15 protein-coding genes are annotated in these 20,335 nt (G+C 60.5%); 7 read left to right on the top strand and 8 right to left on the bottom strand.

What is annotated here, in order from left to right; translation table 11 throughout:
• The first annotated feature begins 41 nt into the window (after positions 1-41).
• The 6 genes from EL257_RS02000 to EL257_RS01975 are packed head-to-tail and all read left to right on the top strand — an operon-like array spanning position 42 to position 4,607.
• Positions 42-533, top strand: coding sequence for a hypothetical protein (locus tag EL257_RS02000; RefSeq protein ID WP_126359353.1), 492 nt, complete (start codon positions 42-44; stop codon positions 531-533).
• Positions 530-1,726: a beta-ketoacyl-[acyl-carrier-protein] synthase family protein gene (locus EL257_RS01995; protein WP_126359351.1), complete on the top strand. Its 1,197-nt coding sequence runs from the start codon at positions 530-532 to the stop codon at positions 1,724-1,726. Before EL257_RS02000 ends, EL257_RS01995 begins: the two co-directional genes overlap by 4 nt.
• Positions 1,723-2,187 (top strand): hotdog family protein, encoded by a 465-nt coding sequence (locus tag EL257_RS01990; RefSeq protein WP_126359349.1) that lies wholly within the window; start codon positions 1,723-1,725, stop codon positions 2,185-2,187. Before EL257_RS01995 ends, EL257_RS01990 begins: the two co-directional genes overlap by 4 nt.
• Entirely contained in the window at positions 2,180-2,908 is a 729-nt protein-coding gene (gene fabG / locus EL257_RS01985; RefSeq protein WP_126359347.1) for a 3-oxoacyl-ACP reductase FabG, read from the top strand. Before EL257_RS01990 ends, fabG begins: the two co-directional genes overlap by 8 nt.
• Positions 2,908-4,143, top strand: a complete 1,236-nt coding sequence (locus tag EL257_RS01980) for a beta-ketoacyl-ACP synthase (protein ID WP_126359345.1) — start codon at positions 2,908-2,910, stop codon at positions 4,141-4,143. Before fabG ends, EL257_RS01980 begins: the two co-directional genes overlap by 1 nt.
• A 20-nt stretch (positions 4,144-4,163) precedes the next feature.
• On the top strand, positions 4,164-4,607 hold the full coding sequence (locus EL257_RS01975; protein ID WP_126359343.1) for an excinuclease: 444 nt from the start codon (positions 4,164-4,166) through the stop codon (positions 4,605-4,607).
• A 211-nt stretch (positions 4,608-4,818) separates the two neighbouring features.
• Here the strand turns inward: EL257_RS01975 and EL257_RS01970 are convergent, their stop codons facing one another.
• Complete coding sequence (locus EL257_RS01970; protein ID WP_126359341.1) at positions 4,819-5,721, bottom strand: LysR family transcriptional regulator; 903 nt, start codon at positions 5,719-5,721, stop codon at positions 4,819-4,821.
• Between the two features lie 118 nt (positions 5,722-5,839).
• Between EL257_RS01970 and EL257_RS01965 the strand changes: the two genes are divergently transcribed.
• Positions 5,840-7,114 (top strand): MFS transporter, encoded by a 1,275-nt coding sequence (locus EL257_RS01965; protein ID WP_126359339.1) that lies wholly within the window; start codon positions 5,840-5,842, stop codon positions 7,112-7,114.
• Positions 7,115-7,238: 124 nt separating this feature from the next.
• Here the strand turns inward: EL257_RS01965 and hemE are convergent, their stop codons facing one another.
• The 7 genes from hemE to pilQ form a co-directional block, all read right to left on the bottom strand.
• Positions 7,239-8,306, bottom strand: a complete 1,068-nt coding sequence (gene hemE / locus EL257_RS01960) for a uroporphyrinogen decarboxylase (RefSeq protein WP_126359337.1) — start codon at positions 8,304-8,306, stop codon at positions 7,239-7,241.
• A 246-nt stretch (positions 8,307-8,552) separates the two neighbouring features.
• A complete protein-coding gene (locus tag EL257_RS01955; protein WP_126359335.1) occupies positions 8,553-9,971 on the bottom strand; it encodes an FAD-dependent oxidoreductase in 1,419 nt (472 codons plus the stop codon).
• A 123-nt stretch (positions 9,972-10,094) separates the two neighbouring features.
• Positions 10,095-14,540 carry a glutamate synthase large subunit gene (gltB, locus tag EL257_RS01950; protein WP_126359333.1) on the bottom strand — a complete coding sequence of 1,482 codons (4,446 nt, stop codon included), beginning with the start codon at positions 14,538-14,540 and terminating at the stop codon, positions 10,095-10,097.
• 351 nt (positions 14,541-14,891) lie between these two features.
• On the bottom strand, positions 14,892-16,466 hold the full coding sequence (locus EL257_RS01940) for an AAA family ATPase (RefSeq protein ID WP_126359332.1): 1,575 nt from the start codon (positions 16,464-16,466) through the stop codon (positions 14,892-14,894).
• Between the two features lie 9 nt (positions 16,467-16,475).
• Complete coding sequence (gene aroB, locus EL257_RS01935; protein ID WP_126359330.1) at positions 16,476-17,576, bottom strand: 3-dehydroquinate synthase; 1,101 nt, start codon at positions 17,574-17,576, stop codon at positions 16,476-16,478.
• 150 nt (positions 17,577-17,726) lie between these two features.
• A complete protein-coding gene (aroK, locus tag EL257_RS01930) occupies positions 17,727-18,245 on the bottom strand; it encodes a shikimate kinase AroK (protein WP_045122260.1) in 519 nt (172 codons plus the stop codon).
• 4 nt (positions 18,246-18,249) lie between these two features.
• Positions 18,250-20,328: a type IV pilus secretin PilQ gene (gene pilQ, locus EL257_RS01925; RefSeq protein WP_126359328.1), complete on the bottom strand. Its 2,079-nt coding sequence runs from the start codon at positions 20,326-20,328 to the stop codon at positions 18,250-18,252.
• Positions 20,329-20,335 lie beyond the last annotated feature (7 nt).

Genomic DNA, 20,335 nt, shown 5'->3' with positions numbered 1-20,335 from the left:
CTGGAGCTGCCGACGCTATCGCTGGCAAGCCAGCTCCCACAATGTCCGCGGTTTGGCGACTTTTTGTGGTGAGCTTGGTGCTTCTGTTGAGTGCCTGCGCCAGCCAGTCGCCATTGCCCGCCGGCAACCCGACGCTGCCCCTGCCGCTGCAATTGCACATTGAGCGCCTGCAAGCCGATCAACGCCAGGACTGGCTGTTGGTGATCCAGCGCGAAGGCCCGGGCATTCGCTGGTCGATGATGGACCCGCTGGGCATTCCCCAGGCGCGTCAGCAATTGATCGATGGGCATTGGCAGGCCGATGGCCTGCTGCCGCCGAACCCGGAAGCCCGGGAGCTGTTCGCCGCGCTGCTGTTCGCCCTGACTCCGTCGGGCGAGCTGCTGCGCAATTACCCCACCGCGCAGCAGCAGGCCGGGCAACGCGCCCTGCCAGCGCGCTGGGACGTCCGCTACGCACAACCGTTGAGCTTCGAATTGAACCTGCCCCAAGGCCCGCAATATCGCGTATCCCAGCTCGGTGAATCGACGCCATGACCGCTTACCTCAATGCCCTCGGCGTGATCTGCGCTTTGGGTCGCGACAAGTCTGAAGTCGCGCGCAATCTGTTCGCCGGCGACTGTTCGGGCATGCGCCGCACAGCCGGCTGGGTGGCCGAGCGTGAATTGCCGGTGGCTGCCGTGCACGGCGAGCTGGCAGCGATTCCTGCGGAACTGGTCGACCAAAGCAGTCGCAACAATCAACTGCTGCTGGAAGCCGCGTTGCAGATCCGTGATGATATCGACCGCGCGATCCAGGCCTACGGTCGTGAGCGCATCGGCGTGGTCCTGGGCACCAGCACCTCGGGCATCGACGAGGCCAGCCGGGGCCTGGCGCATTACATTCGCGAGCAGCAATTCCCGACTGAATACGATTACCGCCAACAGGAGCTCGGTGCCCCGGCAAATTTTCTTGCTGAATGGCTGCAACTGAGCGGCCCGGCCTATGTCATTTCCACCGCGTGCACTTCCAGCGCACGGGCGCTGATGAGCGCCCAACGCCTGCTTGATCTGGGCCTGTGCGACGCGGTGCTGTGCGGCGGCGTCGACAGTTTGTGCAAACTGACGCTCAATGGTTTTTCCGCGCTCGATGCGGTGTCCGATGAGCGCTGCAATCCGTTCTCGGTCAATCGCAACGGCATCAACATCGGCGAGGCGGCGGTATTGTTCATGATGAGCCGACAGCAGGATGACGGGCCGGCGATTGCCCTGCTTGGTGCGGGCGCGAGTTCCGACGCGCATCATATTTCGGCACCGGAGCCGACTGGACGCGGCGCCCTGCAAGCGATGCAGAAAGCCTTGAGCCGCGCACACCTGCGAGCGCCGCAGATCAACTATCTGAACCTGCACGGCACCGCCACCCAGCACAACGACGCCATGGAAAGTCTCGCGGTCGCGACACTGTTTCCGGATGGCGTGGCCTGCTCGTCGACCAAACCACTGACTGGCCATACCCTCGGTGCCGCTGGCGCGCTGGAAGCGGCGTTCTGCTGGCTGAGCCTGAGTGCAGAGAATCCTCAGCACGCATTGCCGCCGCATATCTGGGACGGCCAGGCCGATCCGGCCTTGCCACCGCTCAAATGGGTGACCGCGAGCGAGCGCCTGACGTCCATTGCACCGCGCTACCTGATGAGCAACTCGTTTGCCTTCGGCGGCAATAACGTCAGCCTGATTATCGGAGACGCCCCATGAGCCACTGGCCGCTCGCCGAACTGCTGCCGCATGCCGGCGACATGATTCTGATCGATGCGATCGAGCGCTTCGACGATGAGCAGATTTTCACCCGCCTCACGGTCAAGCCCGACGGCCTGTTCAACCTGCCCGACGGCAGCCTGCCGGCGTGGGTCGGCGTCGAGCTGATGGCGCAAAGCGTCGCCGCTTTCGCCGGTTGCCATGCCCGGCAGAAAGGCAATCCGGTAGAGCTGGGCTTTTTGCTCGGCACGCGCAAATACGAGTGCAATGTCGAAGCCTTTCCAGCGGGGAGTGCGTTGACCATCCACGGTTTGCGCTCGCTGGAAGACGACAATGGCATGGGTGTATTCGAATGCCACATCAATGGCGACGGGATTCACGCCAGCGCCCGGCTGAACGTATTCCGTCCGCCCGAAGCCAACCAATATCTGCAACAGACAAAGGAGTCGAACGATGACTGAATCCGTACTGGTCACCGGCTCCAGCCGTGGCATCGGCCGCGCCATTGCCTTGCGTTTGGCGCAAGCCGGGCATGACATCGTCCTGCATTGCCGCAGCGGCTTGAGCGAAGCGCAGGCGGTGCAGGCTGAAATCGAAGCGTTGGGCCGCCGTGTGCGCGTCCTGCAATTCGACGTCGCCGATCGCGAAACCTGCAAACGCATTCTCGAAGCCGACGTCGAAAGCCACGGCGCCTATTACGGCGTGGTGCTCAACGCCGGGTTGACCCGCGACGGCGCGTTTCCGGCGCTGAGCGACGACGATTGGGACGTGGTGCTGCGGACCAACCTCGACGGTTTTTACAACGTTTTGCACCCGGTGATGATGCCGATGATCCGTCGTCGTGCCGCCGGGCGCATCGTCTGCATCACTTCCGTTTCGGGTTTGATCGGCAACCGTGGCCAGGTCAATTACAGCGCTTCGAAGGCCGGCGTGATCGGTGCGGCAAAGGCATTGGCGATCGAGCTGGGCAAGCGCAAAATCACCGTTAACTGCGTCGCCCCGGGTCTGATCGACACGGCCATGCTCGACGAAAACGTGCCGGTGGAAGAGCTGATGAAAATGATTCCCGCACAACGCATGGGCACCCCTGAAGAAGTAGCGGCTGCGGTGAATTTCCTGATGTCGGCGGAAGCTTCGTACATCACCCGCCAGGTGCTGGCGGTCAACGGAGGCTTGTGCTGATGAAGCGCGTCGTCGTCACCGGCATGGCCGGTATTACCTCGCTGGGCAGCGACTGGCAGACCATTGCCGGCAACTTCGCGGCCAACCGCAGCGGCATTCGCCAGATGGACGAGTGGGATCGCTTCACTGAACTCAATACACGTCTGGCCGGACCCATCGATGATTTTCTCGTGCCGGCGCACTGGACGCGCAAGCAATTGCGCAGCATGGGCCGGGTCTCGCGACTGGCGGTCGGCGCGGCGGAAAAAGCCCTCGCCGACGCCGGCCTGCTCGGCGACGAATCGATCAAGGACGGGCGCATGGGCGTCGCCTGTGGCTCTTCCACCGGCAGCACCGACGAGATCAAAGCATTCGGCAATATGCTGCTCAACTCGGTGGCCGAGGGCCTCAACGCCAACTCCTACGTGCGGATGATGCCGCATACCACCGCCGCAAACATCAGCATTTTCTTCGGCCTTACCGGTCGGCTGATCCCGACGTCCAGCGCCTGCACCAGCGGCAGCCAGGGCATCGGCTATGCCTACGAAGCGATCAAGTTTGGCCGCCTGCCACTGATGCTCGCCGGCGGCGCCGAAGAGCTGTGCCCGACCGAAGCCATGGTTTTCGATGCGCTGTACGCCACCAGCCTGAAAAACGATGCACCGCAGACTAGCCCTCGCCCTTACGACAAGGGCCGCGATGGCTTGGTGATCGGCGAAGGTGGCGGCATGCTGGTGCTTGAAGAACTGGAACACGCCCTCGCCCGTGGCGCGCACATTCACGCTGAAATCGTCGGCTTCGGCAGCAACGCCGATGGTCAGCACACCACTCGCCCCGAACAAGTGACCATGCGCCGCGCAATGGAGCTGGCCCTGGAAGATGCCGGCCTGACGCCGGACGCCATCGGCTACGTAAACGGCCACGGCACCGCGACCGAACAGGGCGACATCGCCGAAACGCTGGCCACCAGCAGCCTGTTCGGCGAGCACATGCCGATCAGCTCGCAGAAGAGTTTCCTCGGTCACACCCTCGGCGCCTGCGGTGCGCTGGAGTCATGGTTCAGCATCGAGATGCTCAACAGCGATCAGTATGTGCACACCTTCAACCTCGACGAAGTCGACCCGCACTGCGGCAAGCTCGATTACCTGCGCGGTGAATTCCGCCAGATGCACCATGAATACGTGATGAACAACAATTTCGCTTTTGGTGGCGTCAACACTTCGTTGATTTTTCGCCGCTGGCCGCAACCGAATTAATCCAGGTCAAGGAGACCTTCATGCACCTCAAGAAACTCGCTGCCGTCACCCTGCTGCTCTGCGCCTTGCCAGCCGTCAGCCAGGCCCGCGATACGGCGGTCTACCTGCCGTTCGACAAAGCCGTGGCCGAAGCGACCCGCTCCGGCAAAATTGACGGCAGCGTGAAATTCTATCTGGCCGGCAACACCCCGGCTGGCAAAGTCACCGTCGTCAGCCCCGGCGCCGTGACCAACAAAAAAACCAACGCCTTCAACAAATCCGATGAAGTCGCCTGCGAGTGGGTCGCCCAATCAGCAATCATCAGCCTGCACCAGGCCGCCAAAAGCGCCGGCGCCAACGCTGTGACCAACATCGTCAGCTTCTACAAGAGCAACGAGCGCAAGGACGCGCAGACCTATGAATGCCATGCAGGCGCGATCATGGCCGGCGTTGCGTTGAAAGGTGATCTGGCGAAGGTTCAGTAACCGCCAGAAACGACACAGGGCGCCGTTTGGCGCCCTTTCGCAGACAGGTTGGCTTGTCATCGCCGCTCACCTGCCTGGCTCTGCGATGGCTGGTTCGGCAGATTGTCAGAGGCTCACCGCAGCCTTAAAGAGCAAAGTCAAAAGATCGCAGCCTTCGGCAGCTCCTACAGGGATCGGTGTAGGAGCTGCCGGAGGCTGCGATCTTTTGTTTTCAGGTTTTCAGAGGTTCGACTTTGCGCGTAAGCAGTTCGACAAACGCCTTGGCCATCGGTGATTTCTGGTCTTTGCGCTGCACCAGCCATACCGCTGAAATCGCTTCCGGGTCGAGCAACGGGCGGTAGACCACGCCGTCGATGCGCATGCGTTGATAAGACGCCGGCAACACCGACACACCCAGGCCCGCTGCGACAAGACCGATGATGGTCATTGCCTCGCCGGCCTCTTGCGCAAAATGCGGGCTGAAGCCGGCGTCGCGAGCCAGGCTGAGCAGTTGCGCATAGAGACCACTGCCATAGCTGCGCGGAAAAAACACGAACGGTTCCAGCGCCAGCGCCGACAGAAACAGGCCTTCGTCACTGTCCTGCGCCAACGGATGCTTGGAACTGAGCACCGCCACCAATGGCTCGCGCATCAATTCCACCACGCTCAACGAATCCGGCAACCCCAGCGGGCGCATGATACCGACCTCGATTGATTCGTCGACCAAGGCTTCCGCGACCATGGTGCTGCTCATCTCGCGCAGGTTCAGGTGCACCGCAGGGAAGCGCTGCCTAAAGGAAAAAATCGCCTGTGGAATCGTCGAATTGAATGGCGCCGAAGAGGTGAAACCGATTTTCAATTCACCCAGCTCGCCGAGCTGTGCACGCCGGGCGACATCCGCCGCTTTATCAACCTGCGCCAGCACCAGCCGTGCCTCTTGCAGAAACAACCTGCCCGCCTCGCTCAGCTCGACCCGACGATTGGTCCGTTCAAACAAGCGCGCGCCGACTTCCTGTTCCAGCGCCTGAATTTGCTGGCTCAGCGGTGGCTGGGAAATGCCCAGCACCAGCGCGGCGCGGCCGAAATGCAATTCTTCGGCAACGGCGATGAAGTAGCGCAGATGACGCAATTCCATGAAAACCCCGTTAGGTCGTAAATGCTATCAAACAGGTCGAACAATATATTGGATAGAAACATTAGCCAGCTATATGCTTTTTTCATTGCCTGCCAGGCTGTGCTTTCCGAGGTCTGAAGTGAAAACTGTTGTCGCGCCCCTTGCCCACGAAGTCCCGCCCGCTGCCGGCGACGATGCTTTCGCCGAGCTGCAGGAGATTTACATCGAAAAAGGCACACCGGCGTTCATGCGCACGGTGTTGGCGTTGTTCTGCGGCGGCTTTGCGACGTTCGCCCTGCTCTATTGCGTGCAACCGATGATGCCGCTGCTGTCCCACGAATACCGGATCAATGCGGCGCAGAGCAGCCTGATCCTCTCGGTCGCAACCGGCATGCTCGCCTTCGGTCTGCTGATCACCGGGCCGATTTCCGATCGCATCGGACGTAAACCGGTGATGGTCGCCGCGCTCTTCGCGGCAGCGCTGTGCACCATCGCCAGTTCAATGATGCCGAGCTGGGAAGGCGTACTGATCATGCGCGCGCTGATCGGATTGTCGCTGAGCGGTCTGGCCGCTGTGGCGATGACTTATCTCAGCGAAGAAATTCATCCACAGCACATCGGCCTGGCGATGGGCTTGTACATCGGCGGTAACGCTATTGGCGGGATGAGCGGACGCTTGATCACCGGTGTCTTGATCGACTTCGTCAGCTGGCACACGGCGATGCTGGTAATTGGTGCGCTGGCAATGATTGCTGCGGCGGTGTTCTGGAAGATTTTGCCGGAGTCGCGCAATTTCCGCCCGCGCTCGCTGCACCCGCGCAGCCTGCTCGACGGCTTCACCATGCACTTTCGCGACGCCGGCCTGCCGCTGCTGTTTCTTGAAGCGTTCGTGTTGATGGGCGCGTTTGTCACGCTGTTCAACTACATCGGCTATCGCTTGCTGGCGGCGCCGTACAACCTCGATCAAGTGTTCGTCGGCTTGCTTTCGGTGGTTTACCTGTCGGGCATCTACAGCTCGGCGAAGATCGGTTCGCTGGCGGATAAACTGGGGCGGCGCAAAGTGTTGTGGGCAACCATTGCGCTAATGTTCGCCGGGCTGGCGCTGACGATGTTCACGCCGCTGCTGCTGGTGATCGTCGGCATGCTGGTGTTCACCTTCGGCTTCTTTGCCGCGCATTCGGTGGCGAGCAGCTGGATCGGTCGGCGTGCGTTGACGGCCAAGGGGCAGGCATCGTCGCTGTATCTGTTCAGTTATTACGCCGGCTCGAGCATTGCCGGGACGGCGGGCGGGGTGTTCTGGCATTTGGGTGGCTGGAACGGCATCGGCCTGTTTATCGGTTCGCTGTTGTTGATTGCGCTGCTGGTGGCGCTGAAGCTCGCGAAGTTGCCGCCTCTCGGTGGTGCCAAAGCTTAAAAGCAAAAGATCGCAGCCTTCGGCAGCTCCTACATCAATCCCATGTAGGAGCTGCCGCAGGCTGCGATCTTTTGATCTTGAAAAAACGCCCGGCATTGGCCGGGCGTTTTTTATTACAACGCGATCACTCGTGATACTGCGCCGACAACTCATGCACCGCGCGCAGGAACGCGCCGGCATGCTCCGGATCCACCTCCGGAGTGATGCCGTGGCCAAGGTTGAAAACATGGCCGCTGCCTTTGCCGTAGCTGGCCAGGATGCGCCCGACTTCAGTGCGAATCGCTTCCGGTTTGGCGTAGAGCACGGTCGGGTCCATGTTGCCTTGCAGCGCGACCTTGTCGCCGACACGGGCGCGGGCGTTGCCGATGTCGCAGGTCCAGTCCAGGCCCAGCGCGTCGGCACCGGCTTCGGCGATGCTTTCCAGCCACAGGCCGCCGTTCTTGGTGAAGAGAATCACCGGCACTTTGCGCCCGTCGTGTTCGCGGATCAGGCCGCTGACGATTTTCTTCATGTAGGCCAGCGAGAACTCCTGATACGCCGCTGCCGACAGATTGCCGCCCCAGGTATCGAAGATCTGCACCGCTTGCGCGCCGGCCATGATCTGGCCGTTGAGGTACGCGGTCACCGACTGCGCCAGCTTGTCGAGCAGCAGGTGCATGGCTTGCGGGTTGTCGTAGAGCATCGCTTTGGTCTTGCGGAAGTCTTTCGACGAGCCACCTTCGACCATGTAAGTCGCCAGCGTCCAAGGGCTGCCGGAGAAGCCGATCAGCGGCACGCGGCCGTTGAGTTCGCGACGGATGGTGCTGACCGCGTCCATCACATAGCCAAGATCCTTGTGCGGATCAGGGATCGGCAGGGCTTCGATATCGGCGAGGGTGCTGACGACTTTCTTAAAGCGCGGACCTTCACCGGTTTCGAAGTACAGGCCTTGGCCCATGGCATCAGGAATGGTGAGGATGTCGGAAAACAGGATCGCCGCGTCCAGCTGTGGATAGCGGTCGAGCGGTTGCATGGTGACTTCGCAAGCGAATTCCGGATTCATGCACAGGCTCATGAAGTCCCCGGCGTGGGCGCGGCTGGCGCGATATTCCGGCAGATAGCGACCGGCCTGGCGCATCATCCACACAGGCGTGACGTCAACGGGTTGCTTGAGCAGGGCGCGGAGGAAACGGTCGTTCTTCAGGGCAGTCATGTCGGCATCCGGAAAAAAAGTGCGGGCATTTTCTCAGAGCGCGAGGCAAAAGGCACGGATGTGGGTCAGCCTTTTGTCTATCGGGTCAATTTATTGCGTTGGAATGCTGACTTTGCAACACCACAAAACACTGTGGGAGCTGGCTTGCCAGCGATGCAGACACCTCGGTTTGTCAGGTAAACCAAGGAGATGCTATCGCTGGCAAGCCAGCTCCCACAGGTATTGCATTGCAGTTTCGAGCAGCGTTTAGACGCCCAGGTAATCGAGGATCCCTTCGGCGGCATTACGTCCTTCGAAAATCGCTGTCACCACCAGATCGGAACCACGCACCATATCGCCACCGGCAAAGATTTTCGGGTTGCTGGTCTGGTGCTTGTACTGACCTTGCTCAGGCGCAACGACGCGGCCCTGGCTGTCGGTCTGGATCTCGAACTGTTCGAACCACGGCGCCGGGCTCGGGCGGAAACCGAAGGCGATGACCACGGCGTCGGCCGGGATGATCTCTTCGGAACCCGGGATCGGCTCAGGGCTGCGACGGCCACGGGCGTCCGGTTCGCCGAGACGGGTCTCGACCACCTTCACGCCTTCAACCTTGTCTTCGCCGACAATGGCGATCGGCTGGCGGTTGTAGAGGAATTTCACGCCTTCTTCCTTGGCGTTCTTTACCTCTTTGCGCGAGCCGGGCATGTTCGCTTCGTCACGACGATAAGCACAGGTCACCGACTTGGCGCCTTGGCGGATCGAAGTACGATTGCAGTCCATCGCGGTGTCGCCGCCACCCAGAACCACCACCTTCTTGCCTTTCATATCGACGAAATCTTCCGGCGACTTTTCAAAGCCCAGGTTGCGATTGACGTTGGCAATCAGGAAGTCCAGTGCGTCGTAGACGCCCGGCAGGTCCTCACCGGCAAAGCCGCCCTTCATGTAGGTGTAGGTGCCCATGCCCATGAACACGGCATCGTATTCGGCGAGCAGTTGCTCGATGGTCACGTCTTTGCCGACTTCGGTGTTGAGACGGAACTCGATGCCCATGCCGGTGAAGACTTCGCGACGATTGCTCAGCACGGTCTTTTCCAGCTTGAACTCGGGGATGCCGAAGGTCAGCAGACCACCGATTTCCGGGTTCTTGTCGAACACCACCGGGGTTACGCCACCGCGTACCAGCACGTCGGCACAACCCAGACCCGCCGGGCCTGCGCCGATGATCGCAACACGTTTGCCGGTCGGTTTGACCTTGGACATGTCCGGGCGCCAGCCCATGGCGAAGGCGGTGTCGGTGATGTACTTCTCGACCGAACCGATGGTTACTGCACCGAAACCGTCGTTGAGAGTGCAGGCACCTTCGCACAGACGATCCTGCGGGCACACGCGGCCGCAGACTTCCGGCAGGGTGTTGGTCTGGTGCGACAGCTCGGCGGCCTGAAGGATATTGCCCTCGGCCACCAGCTTCAGCCAGTTGGGAATGAAGTTGTGCACCGGGCACTTCCATTCGCAATACGGGTTGCCGCAACCCAGGCAGCGGTGGGCCTGATCGGCCGACTGCTGGGGTTTGAATGGTTCGTAGATTTCCACGAACTCTTTCTTGCGTTGACGCAACAGTTTCTTCTTCGGATCTTTGCGCCCGACATCGATGAACTGGAAGTCGTTATTGAGACGTTCGGCCATCTTCAAAACCTCATAACAGCAGCTTCAAGCTACGAGCTTCAAGCTGCAAGAAAATCACTCTGCAGGCACATCGCGCACTGCTGTTAACTTGCGGCTTGTAACTTGCCGCTTGCAGCTGCGTCGTTATTGCGGACTCGCACGAGTACTTGAGAGCAGAGATTTCAAGCTCGCCGCCTTAGGCTTGACCAGCCAGAAACGACGCAAGTAATCATCGAGGTTTTCGGCGAGTTCACGACCCCACTCGCTGTCGGTTTCCGCGACGTACTCGTTCAGCACGTTTTGCAGGTGGCTGCGATAGGCTTCCATCGCCTCGCCGCTGATCCGCTGGATTTCCACCAGTTCGTGGTTGACCCGGTCAACGAAGGTGTTGTCCTGATCGAGCACGTAGGCGAAACCGCCGGTCATGCCTGAGCCGAAGTTGTAACCGGTCTTGCCCAGAACGCAGACGAAACCACCGGTCATGTACTCGCAGCAGTGATCGCCAGTGCCTTCCACGACCGTGTGGGCACCGGAGTTGCGCACGGCAAAACGCTCGCCTGCGGTGCCGGCGGCGAACAGCTTGCCGCCCGTGGCGCCATACAGACAGGTGTTGCCGATGATGGCGCTTTCCTGGGTTTTGTAGACGCTGCCCTTCGGCGGCACGATGGTCAGCTTGCCACCGGTCATGCCTTTGCCGACGTAGTCGTTGGCGTCGCCTTCCAGGTACATGTTCAGACCGCCGGCGTTCCACACACCGAAGCTCTGCCCAGCCGTGCCCTTGAAGCGGAAGGTGATCGGCGCTTTCGCCATTCCCTGGTTGCCATGCTTGCGCGCGATTTCGCCGGAGATCCGTGCGCCGATCGAACGGTCGCAGTTGCAGATATCCAGATCGAACTCGGCGCCGCTCATGTCGTTGATCGCCGACGACGCCATCTCGACCATTTTCTCGGCCAGCAGACCTTTGTCGAACGGCGGGTTGCGCTCAACGCCGCAGAATTGTGGCTTGTCCGCCGGGATGTGATCGCTGCCCAACAGCGGCGTCAGGTCCAGGTGGTTTTGCTTGGCGGTCTGGCCTTCGAGGATGTCCAGCAGATCAGTACGACCGATCAGCTCTTCAAGGGAGCGCACGCCGAGCTTGGCCAGCCACTCGCGGGTTTCTTCGGCGACGTAGGTGAAGAAATTCACCACCATGTCGACAGTACCGATGTAGTGATCCTTGCGCAGCTTCTCGTTCTGAGTCGCGACGCCAGTGGCGCAGTTGTTCAGATGGCAGATGCGCAGGTATTTGCAGCCCAGCGCGATCATTGGCGCGGTGCCAAAGCCGAAGCTTTCGGCGCCGAGGATCGCCGCTTTGATCACGTCGAGGCCGGTTTTCAGGCCGCCGTCGGTTTGCACCCGGACTTTGCCGCGCAGGTCGTTGCCGCGCAGGGTCTGGTGAGTTTCGGCGAGGCCGAGTTCCCACGGTGCGCCGGCATATTTGATCGAGGTCAGCGGCGAAGCACCGGTGCCACCGTCGTAGCCGGAAATGGTGATCAAGTCCGCATAGGCCTTGGCCACACCGGCGGCGATGGTGCCGACGCCCGCTTCAGCGACCAGCTTCACCGAAACCAGTGCCTGCGGGTTGACCTGTTTCAGGTCAAAAATCAGCTGCGACAAATCTTCGATCGAATAGATGTCGTGGTGCGGCGGTGGCGAAATCAGCGTGACGCCCGGCACTGCGTAACGCAGTTTGGCGATCAGCCCGTTGACCTTACCGCCCGGCAGTTGCCCGCCCTCACCCGGCTTGGCGCCTTGCGCGACCTTGATCTGCAGCACTTCGGCGTTGACCAGATATTCCGGGGTAACACCGAAACGGCCAGTCGCAACCTGCTTGATTTTCGAGCTCTTGATGGTGCCGTAACGCGCCGGATCTTCACCGCCTTCGCCGGAGTTCGAACGCGCGCCGAGGCGGTTCATGGCTTCGGCCAGCGCTTCGTGAGCTTCCGGCGACAGAGCGCCCAGCGAGATACCGGCGGAGTCGAAGCGCTTGAGCACCGATTCCAGCGGTTCGATTTCACTGATGTCCAGCGGGGTTTCGAGGGTCTTGACCTTGAACAGGTCGCGGATCATCGACACCGGACGGTTGTCCACCAGCGCGGTGTATTCCTTGAACTTGGCGTAGTCGCCCTGCTGCACAGCGGCTTGCAGGGTGTTGACCACGTCCGGGTTGTACGCGTGATATTCGCCACCGTGGACGAACTTCAGCAGACCGCCCTGCTGGATCGGCTTGCGCGGACTCCAGGCTACGACGGCCAGCGCTTTCTGCTCGGCTTCGATATCGACGAAACGCGCGCCTTTGATCCGGCTCGGCACGCCACGGAAGCTCAGCTCGCAGACTTCTTCGGACAGACCAATGGCTTCGAACAGCTGTGCGCCACGGTAAGAGGCGATGGTCGAGATGCCCATCTTCGAAAGAATCTTCAACAGACCTTTGGTGATGCCTTTGCGGTAGTTCTTGAACACCTCATAGAGGTCGCCCAGCACTTCACCGGTACGGATCAGGTCGCCCAATACTTCGTAGGCCAGGAACGGATACACCGCCGAGGCGCCGAAACCGATCAGCACAGCGAAGTGATGCGGGTCACGGGCGGTCGCGGTTTCAACGAGAATGTTGGAGTCGCAACGCAGGCCTTTCTCGGTCAGGCGGTGGTGCACCGCACCGGTCGCCAGCGAAGCGTGAATCGGCAGTTTGCCCGGCGCAATATGCCGGTCGCTGAGGACGATCTGGGTCCGACCGGCGCGCACGGCTTCTTCAGCCTGATCGGCGACGTTGCGGATCGCCGCTTCGAGGCCGAGGCTTTCGTCGTAGTTGAGGTCGATGACCGCCCGTTCGAAACCCGGACGTTCAAGGTTCATCAGCGAGCGCCACTTGGCCGGCGAAATCACTGGCGAGCTGAGGATCACGCGCGAGGCGTGCTCAGGCGATTCCTGGAAGATGTTGCGCTCGGCACCAAGGCAGATTTCCAGCGACATCACGATCGCTTCACGCAGCGGGTCGATCGGCGGGTTGGTCACCTGGGCGAATTGCTGGCGGAAATAGTCGTACGGCGTACGCACACGCTGAGACAGCACGGCCATCGGCGTATCGTCGCCCATCGAGCCAACGGCTTCGTAGCCTTGTTCGCCGAGCGGACGCAGTACCTGATCACGCTCTTCGAACGTGACCTGATACATCTTCATGTACTGCTTGAGCTGATCGACGTCGTAGAAAGCCGAACCGTGATCGTTGTCTTCCATGGTCGCCTGAATGCGCAGGGCATTCTTGCGCAGCCATTGCTTGTACGGATGGCGGGACTTCAGACGGTTGTCGATCGCATCGGTGTCGAGGATCTGCCCGGTTTCGGTGTCCACGGCGAAGATCTGACCAGGGCCGACACGGCCCTTGGCGAGCACGTCTTCCGGCTGGTAGTTCCACACGCCGATTTCCGACGCCAGGGTGATGAAACCGTTCTTGGTGGTAACCCAGCGCGCCGGGCGCAGACCGTTACGGTCGAGCAGGCACACCGCGTAGCGACCATCGGTCATTACTACGCCGGCCGGGCCGTCCCACGGTTCCATGTGCATCGAGTTGTACTCGTAGAATGCACGCAGATCCGGGTCCATGGTTTCAACGTTCTGCCACGCAGGCGGAATGATCATCCGCACGCCACGGAACAGGTCGATGCCACCGGTAACCATCAGTTCGAGCATGTTGTCCATGCTCGAGGAGTCGGAACCGACACGGTTGACCAGCGGGCCGAGTTCTTCCAGATCCATCAGATCGTTGGTGAACTTGGTCCGACGCGCCTGCGCCCAGTTGCGGTTACCGGTGATGGTGTTGATTTCGCCGTTGTGGGCGAGGAAGCGGAATGGCTGAGCCAGCGGCCATTTCGGCAAGGTATTGGTGGAGAAGCGCTGGTGGAACACGCAGATCGCGGTTTGCAGGCGCTCGTCACTCAGGTCCGGATAGAACGCGGCCAGGTCGGCCGGCATCATCAAGCCTTTATAGATGATGGTCTTGTGCGAAAAACTGCAGATGTAATGATCGGTGTCAGCGGCGTTGGCGACCGACGAACGGCGACGCGCACTGAACAGTTTTACCGCCATGTCCTGATCGCTCAGGCCTTCGCCGCCGATGTACACCTGCTCGATTTGCGGCAGGCGCTCAAGGGCCAGACGGCCGAGAACGCTGGTGTCGATCGGCACTTTGCGCCAACCGATCAGTTGCAGGCCTTCAGCGAGGATCTCGCGGTTCATGTTTTCGCGAGCGGCTTCGGCTTTGGCCGGATCCTGATTGAAGAACACCATGCCCACGGCATATTGCTTGGGCAGCTCGACGCTGAAGGTTTCCTGGGCAATCGCACGCAGGAACGCGTCAGGCTTCTGAATCAGCAGACCGCAACCGTCACCGGTCTTGCCGTCGGCATTAATCCCACCGCGGTGGGTCATGCAGGTCAGGGCCTCGATGGCCGTTGTCAAAAGGGTATGACTCGGCTCGCCCTGCATATGTGCTATCAGGCCGAAACCGCAGTTATCCTTGAATTCATCTGGTTGGTACAGACCTGCTTTCATAGACACTTTCTCACCAGGCTGCCTCTATTCGAGGCAAATTTCTTTTCAATTCAACCACTTGCGTTCCGCGCCGAACGTACGCCGGCTTCGCGGGGGCAAAAGGGTGGTCATTGTACACAGCGACACAGAGGCTCACAAATTTGACGACGAACTGTCGCAAATTCATGTCGCATTTGTGAAAGGTTTAAAGCGATCTGCTGTGCTAGTCAAAACTTTTTTAAATTCTGACTGCAACGACTCAAAAACTACTGTGACGCAGACACCACAAGGCACGCGACCTTTTCAGGCGGCGCGCACTCGTGGAGATTTTGAGGTGCCTGGAGAGGCGGCCTGGGTAAGGCCGCCGAATCTTCAGCGAGTTGTTGCCAGCTCTTGTTGGACGCTGGCGACAGTGCGAGGCCAAGGTTTACCAGCCTGAACCTTCGCTGGCAAGGCCTTGATGGCAGAAACGGCCGCATCACGGTTGGCAAAGTTGCCGTAGGTGATTACATAAAGCGGCTTGCCGTTGAGGACTTTCTTGAAGTAACGATACTCGCCACCCTGCTCTTTGACGAAGTTCTGCGCCGCGGTTTCCGAGCTGGTGCCGAGGATCTGCACGACGTAGTTACTGGTCGGCTGTCCGGCGTACCAACTGCCACCGGCCGCTTTGGCGACGGTAACTGGCTTCTCGGCCGGCTTGGCTGGCGCTGGCGCCGGTTTCGCGGCCGGCGCTGCCGGAGCAGGCTTGGCGGTTGCAACCTGGGTCGGCGCCGGAGTCGGCTTGGCCGCTGGCACCGGAACTGGCGTCGGCGCAGGACCGGCCGGAACACCGGCAGGAGGCGCCGAGGTCGTTACGGTTGGCGGCGTGGCGCTGGAGCCTTCGACCGGCACGCCATCGTCGCCTTCGGTGATGCCACCAGCCTCTTCGGCCAGCGGACCGCGCATGACCGGTTGAGAGTTACCGACCAGTGGCAGTGGCATCGGTTGGGTGTTACCGGCGAACTCGACGGATGGATTGGCACCGTTCGCTGCGCCCTGCCCCAATGGCAACTGTGCCTGTTCATTGGCTGGTGCGCCGGTGGTTGGCGCCTTGGTGCGACCCGGCATCAACCAGGCGGCGGCGACCGCGACCACAACGACGGCGGAAATCGCCAATACGTGTTTCTTCGGCATGTTGAACCCCATACTTGGACGCTTGACCGCGGAGCGGCTGGCAATCATGACTTCGATCAGAGCATCGCGAGCGACCTGGTTGATATTGCCCGGCCAACCCTCGGAGCTTTCGTGAATATCAGAGATCTGATCCGCGGTGAAAAGTTCGACACCGCGGCCCGCACCTTCAAGCCGTTGGTCGAGATACTCGCGGGTCTCTTCTTCGGTGTACGGCTGCAATTCGATGACGTGGAAACGTTCTTCTTCCAGCTGCAACGCTTCGAGTTGCGCGATCAGCGATGACTCACCGAACAGGAACACGTGCGGGCGACCTTCCGGCGTCCCCGCACCCAGCGCCATCAGCGCTTCAAGCGCGGACTCGTCGAGCTGTTCGGCGTCATCCACCAGCAAATAGACTTCCTGCCCGGTGAGGGCAAGTTGCACTACTTGTTCGAGAATCGCGCCGACTTCAGCCTGAGCGACGTTCAATGCCTGCGCCACTTGGCGCAACACACCGGCCGCATCACCGGCACCACGGGCGGAAACCACCACGCTCTGCACCGACTGCTTGTTGGTGCTGGCCACCAGCGCCTGACGCAGCAAAGTCTTGCCGCTGCCGTGGGGGCCAGTGACCACCAGCAGCAACTGGCTGTATCGCGCCAGATGATGCAGTTGCCCCAGCACGGGCTTGCGCTGGGCCGGGAAGAACTTGAAGCCCGGCACCCGCGGCGCGAACGGATCGTGGCTTAACTGGAAATGGCCGAGGAACGCCTCGTCGGCATGCAAACTAGTCATCGAATCTTATTAACCTTTAAGCTGAGCCAGAGCGCGGTAATCCGCTCCCAGCGTGGCCTGTAAAATCTCTTTCGGATAATCGGCGGTGACGACCGCTTCGCCCATCCGGCGCAGCAGCACCAGGCGCAGACGACCGTCGATCACTTTTTTGTCGATTGCCATGTGTTGCAGAAAATCGGCTTCGGTCATTTCCGTCGGTGGCACCACCGGCAGACCGGCGCGCTGAAACAGACGAATGCCGCGATCGCGCTCCTCGTTGCTGATCCAGCCCAGACGCGCGGACATTTCCAGCGCCATCACGGTGCCAGCCGCCACCGCTTCACCATGCAGCCAGACACCATAGCCCATGTGGGTCTCGATGGCGTGCCCGAAGGTGTGACCGAGGTTAAGGGTGGCGCGCACGCCGGTTTCCTTCTCATCGGCGCCAACCACCGCAGCCTTGGCCGCGCAGGAGCGCTCGATGGCATAAGTCAGGGCTGTTTGATCCAGCGCACGCAGGGCGTCGACATTGTCTTCGAGCCAGGACAGGAACGGCTCGTCGCAGATCAGACCGTATTTGATGACTTCCGCCAGACCGGCTGACAGCTCGCGCTCCGGCAGGGTTTTCAGGGATGCGGTATCGATCAGCACCACGTTCGGCTGGTAGAACGCACCGACCATGTTTTTGCCCAACGGATGGTTGATTCCGGTTTTGCCGCCCACGGATGAATCGACCTGAGACAACAACGTCGTGGGAATCTGGATGAAGTCGACACCGCGCTGATAGCAGGCAGCGGCGAAACCGGCCATGTCACCAATCACACCGCCGCCCAAGGCGATCACAGTGGTGCGGCGGTCATGACGAGCGGTCAGCAAACCGTCGAAGATCAGTTGCAGGGTTTCCCAGTTCTTGAAGGCTTCGCCGTCAGGCAGCACGACGGAAATTACCGAAAACTGCGCGAGGCTGCGGGTCAGACGTTCGAGATAGAGCGGCGCGACGGTCTCGTTGGAAATGATTGCCACCTGCCGCCCGTGAATATGCGGCGCCAGCAGCTCAGGCTGATCCAACAAACCTTCGCCAATATGAATCGGGTAGCTGCGCTCGCCTAGATCGACCTTGAGTGTCTGCATGTGTCCCCACAGTGAAGATGGAAAAGCAGGCGTCCTGCCCTGAATTATTGGTTATTGCGGCCCGGCGGATATGACACCGCTCGCTCGCCGTCCGCCACACCGCGGCGGGCTGTGACAGGACGCCGAGGATAGCGCATTTCGAGCGATGCTTTAACGGGGTGGAAGCTGCGCCAGACGATCGAGAATGTCGAGCACTACCATGCGTGGCGGCCGCTCGTCGGTTTCCACCACCAGATCGGCGATTTCCCGATAAAGCGGATCGCGAATGGCAAGCAGGTCACGCAGGGTTTTCGCCGGGTCGGCCGTGCGCAGCAATGGCCGATTGCGGTCACGCGACGTGCGCCCGACCTGCTGCTCGACTGAAGCATGCAAGTACACCACGCGTCCGCCTTCATGCAGGGCCTTGCGATTGGCATCGCGCATGACCGCGCCGCCGCCGGTTGCGAGAACCACGCCATCGAAGGCGCAGAGTTCGGCGATCATCGCCTGCTCACGGTCACGAAAGCCCGGTTCGCCTTCCTTGTCGAAGATCCACGGGATATTGGCGCCCGTGCGCAGTTCAATTTCCTTGTCGGAATCTTTGAACGGCAGGCGCAGCTCTTTGGCCAGCAACCGGCCGATGGTGCTTTTTCCAGCCCCCATCGGTCCAACAAGAATCAAATTTCGCACAGAATCAATGACTCACAGCAATCGCCTGATTGTTCATGATACGCGGAGTGAGAAACACCAGCAGCTCGGATTTTTTCTCCGAAACCACATCACGCCGGAAAAGGCGGCCAAGATACGGCACATCGCCAAGAAATGGCACCTTATCTACAACCTTGCTTTGAGTATTTGAGAAAACACCGCCAATCACGATGGTTTCGCCGTCATTGACCAGCACTTTGGCGTTGACCTCGTTTTTCTTGATCGGCGGCACATCCTGCACTTTGTTCAGGTAATCCGGTTCGTCTTTGGTGACCTTGACCTCCATGATGATGCGGTTGTCCGGGGTTATCTGCGGTGTCACTTCCAGCGACAGCGATGCCTCCTTGAACGACACCGACGTCGCACCGCTGGAACTGGCCTCCTGATAAGGAATTTCCGTGCCCTTGAGGATTTTTGCGGTCTCTTTGTCCGAGGTGACCACTTTCGGCTGCGAGACAATTTCGCCGTTGCCGGTTTTTTCCATGGCGGTCAGCTCAAGGTCGAGCAACACATTGTCGGTAATGAAGGCGATCCCGATGCCGGAGGTGTTGTTGACGGTGCCCATGTCGACGAACGGCGAGTTGGTACTGGTGCTGCCCGGCGTGCCAATGGTGGTCGATGAACCGTTGCTCACCCCCGAGGTGTTCCAGTTGCCCTTGTTCTGCACCGAACCACCCCAGCGCACGCCCAGACTCTTGTCGTAATCGACGTTGGCTTCGACGATGCGCGCTTCGATCATCACCTGGCGTACCGGAATATCCAGTTGCGCCACGATCCGCCGCAGTTCGTCGAGACGATCCTGAGTCTGGTAAGCAATGATGTTGTTGGTCCGCTCGTCGACAGTGATCGAGCCGCGCTCATCGACTTTCGCCTCGGCACTGGTCACAGACTGGAACAGCTTGGCGATGTCTGCCGCCTTGGCGTAGTTCACTTGCAACAGCTCACGACGCAGCGGAGCCAGTTCGGCGATCTGCTTCTGCGATTCCAGTTCCTGACGCTCGCGGGCGGCGATCTCGTCGGCCGGCGCGACCAACAGGACATTGCCGACCTTGCGTTTATCCAGCCCCTTGGTTTTCAACACCAGATCCAGCGCCTGATCCCACGGCACGTTCTGCAGGCGCAAGGTGATGCCGCCCTGCACGGTATCGCTGGCTACCAGATTGAGATTGGTGAAGTCGGCGATCAGTTGCAGCACCGAGCGCACATCGATGTCCTGAAAATTCAGCGAAAGCTTTTCGCCGACGTAAGCCTGCCGATCGGCATTGCGCTTTTGCAGGTCGTCGAGTGTCATCGGGCGGATGCTGACGGTCAGTTTGTTGTCGGTCTGAAACGTCGAATATTCGTAGGTGCCACTTGGCTCAACGGTAATGACCGTGCGATCGGCTGTCACAGCAGCATTGACGAATTGCACCGGGGTTGCGAAATCCTTGACGTCGAGACGCACCCGCAGCTTTTCCGGCAGTTGCGTGCGGGCGAAAGCGAGGATGATCTTGCCGTCATGCTCCTGAATATCCGGGGCGATGGTCGGGTCGGACAGGTCGATGACGACGTTGCCCTCGCCGGAGGTGCCGCGCTGGAAGTCGACGCCCCGAATGGCCCGACTGGTCGGCACGTAGGCCTTGACCGGCGCTGCGGCGACTGGCTTGGCGCGCGGCACGACGGCCGGGCGCGGTGCGGCAGCCGGCGCGCCCTGCCCGACCACCACGAACAGCGTGCTGCCTTCAACCCGTGTGGTATAGGGCGTCAGCTGCGTCAGACTGACGATCAGGCGCGTTCGATCCTTTGCTTCAACCACCGTGGCCGTGCGGGCATTGCCGCTGCCCAGATCGACATTTTTGCTCGCCAGCTGACTGGCAACCCCAGGCAGATCGAGCGCAATTCGCGCCGGCGACTCGGTGGTGTAGCCCTTGGGTTGCGGCGGCGGACCGTCAAAGGACAGCTTCAATTCAATGCGATCCCCCGGTAACGCTGCGACATCCAGCGTCTTCAGGTTGGCCGCGAGTACCATCGGCGACATCAGCGCTATCCATAGCGAAAAACCGAGGGTGGAGAAAATCCTGTTCATTATTCGA

Origin of the sequence: Pseudomonas fluorescens, assembly GCF_900636825.1 — a bacterium.
Classification (GTDB): Bacteria; Pseudomonadota; Gammaproteobacteria; order Pseudomonadales; family Pseudomonadaceae; genus Aquipseudomonas; species Aquipseudomonas fluorescens_BG.
The sequence above is the reverse complement of the archived record's forward strand: the minus strand, read 5'-3'. Positions and strand labels throughout refer to the sequence as shown.

What these genes read in the sequence shown, in the direction of transcription:
- EL257_RS02000 (WP_126359353.1), top strand. Translation starts at nt 42, where the DNA reads ATGTCCGCGGTTTGGCGACTTTTTGTGGTGAGCTTGGTGCTTCTGTTG.
- EL257_RS01995 (WP_126359351.1), top strand. Translation starts at nt 530, where the DNA reads ATGACCGCTTACCTCAATGCCCTCGGCGTGATCTGCGCTTTGGGTCGC.
- EL257_RS01990 (WP_126359349.1), top strand. Translation starts at nt 1,723, where the DNA reads ATGAGCCACTGGCCGCTCGCCGAACTGCTGCCGCATGCCGGCGACATG.
- fabG (WP_126359347.1), top strand. Translation starts at nt 2,180, where the DNA reads ATGACTGAATCCGTACTGGTCACCGGCTCCAGCCGTGGCATCGGCCGC.
- EL257_RS01980 (WP_126359345.1), top strand. Translation starts at nt 2,908, where the DNA reads ATGAAGCGCGTCGTCGTCACCGGCATGGCCGGTATTACCTCGCTGGGC.
- EL257_RS01975 (WP_126359343.1), top strand. Translation starts at nt 4,164, where the DNA reads ATGCACCTCAAGAAACTCGCTGCCGTCACCCTGCTGCTCTGCGCCTTG.
- EL257_RS01970 (WP_126359341.1), bottom strand. Translation starts at nt 5,721, where the DNA reads ATGGAATTGCGTCATCTGCGCTACTTCATCGCCGTTGCCGAAGAATTG.
- hemE (WP_126359337.1), bottom strand. Translation starts at nt 8,306, where the DNA reads ATGACTGCCCTGAAGAACGACCGTTTCCTCCGCGCCCTGCTCAAGCAA.
- EL257_RS01955 (WP_126359335.1), bottom strand. Translation starts at nt 9,971, where the DNA reads ATGGCCGAACGTCTCAATAACGACTTCCAGTTCATCGATGTCGGGCGC.
- gltB (WP_126359333.1), bottom strand. Translation starts at nt 14,540, where the DNA reads ATGAAAGCAGGTCTGTACCAACCAGATGAATTCAAGGATAACTGCGGT.
- EL257_RS01940 (WP_126359332.1), bottom strand. Translation starts at nt 16,466, where the DNA reads ATGACTAGTTTGCATGCCGACGAGGCGTTCCTCGGCCATTTCCAGTTA.
- aroB (WP_126359330.1), bottom strand. Translation starts at nt 17,576, where the DNA reads ATGCAGACACTCAAGGTCGATCTAGGCGAGCGCAGCTACCCGATTCAT.
- pilQ (WP_126359328.1), bottom strand. Translation starts at nt 20,328, where the DNA reads ATGAACAGGATTTTCTCCACCCTCGGTTTTTCGCTATGGATAGCGCTG.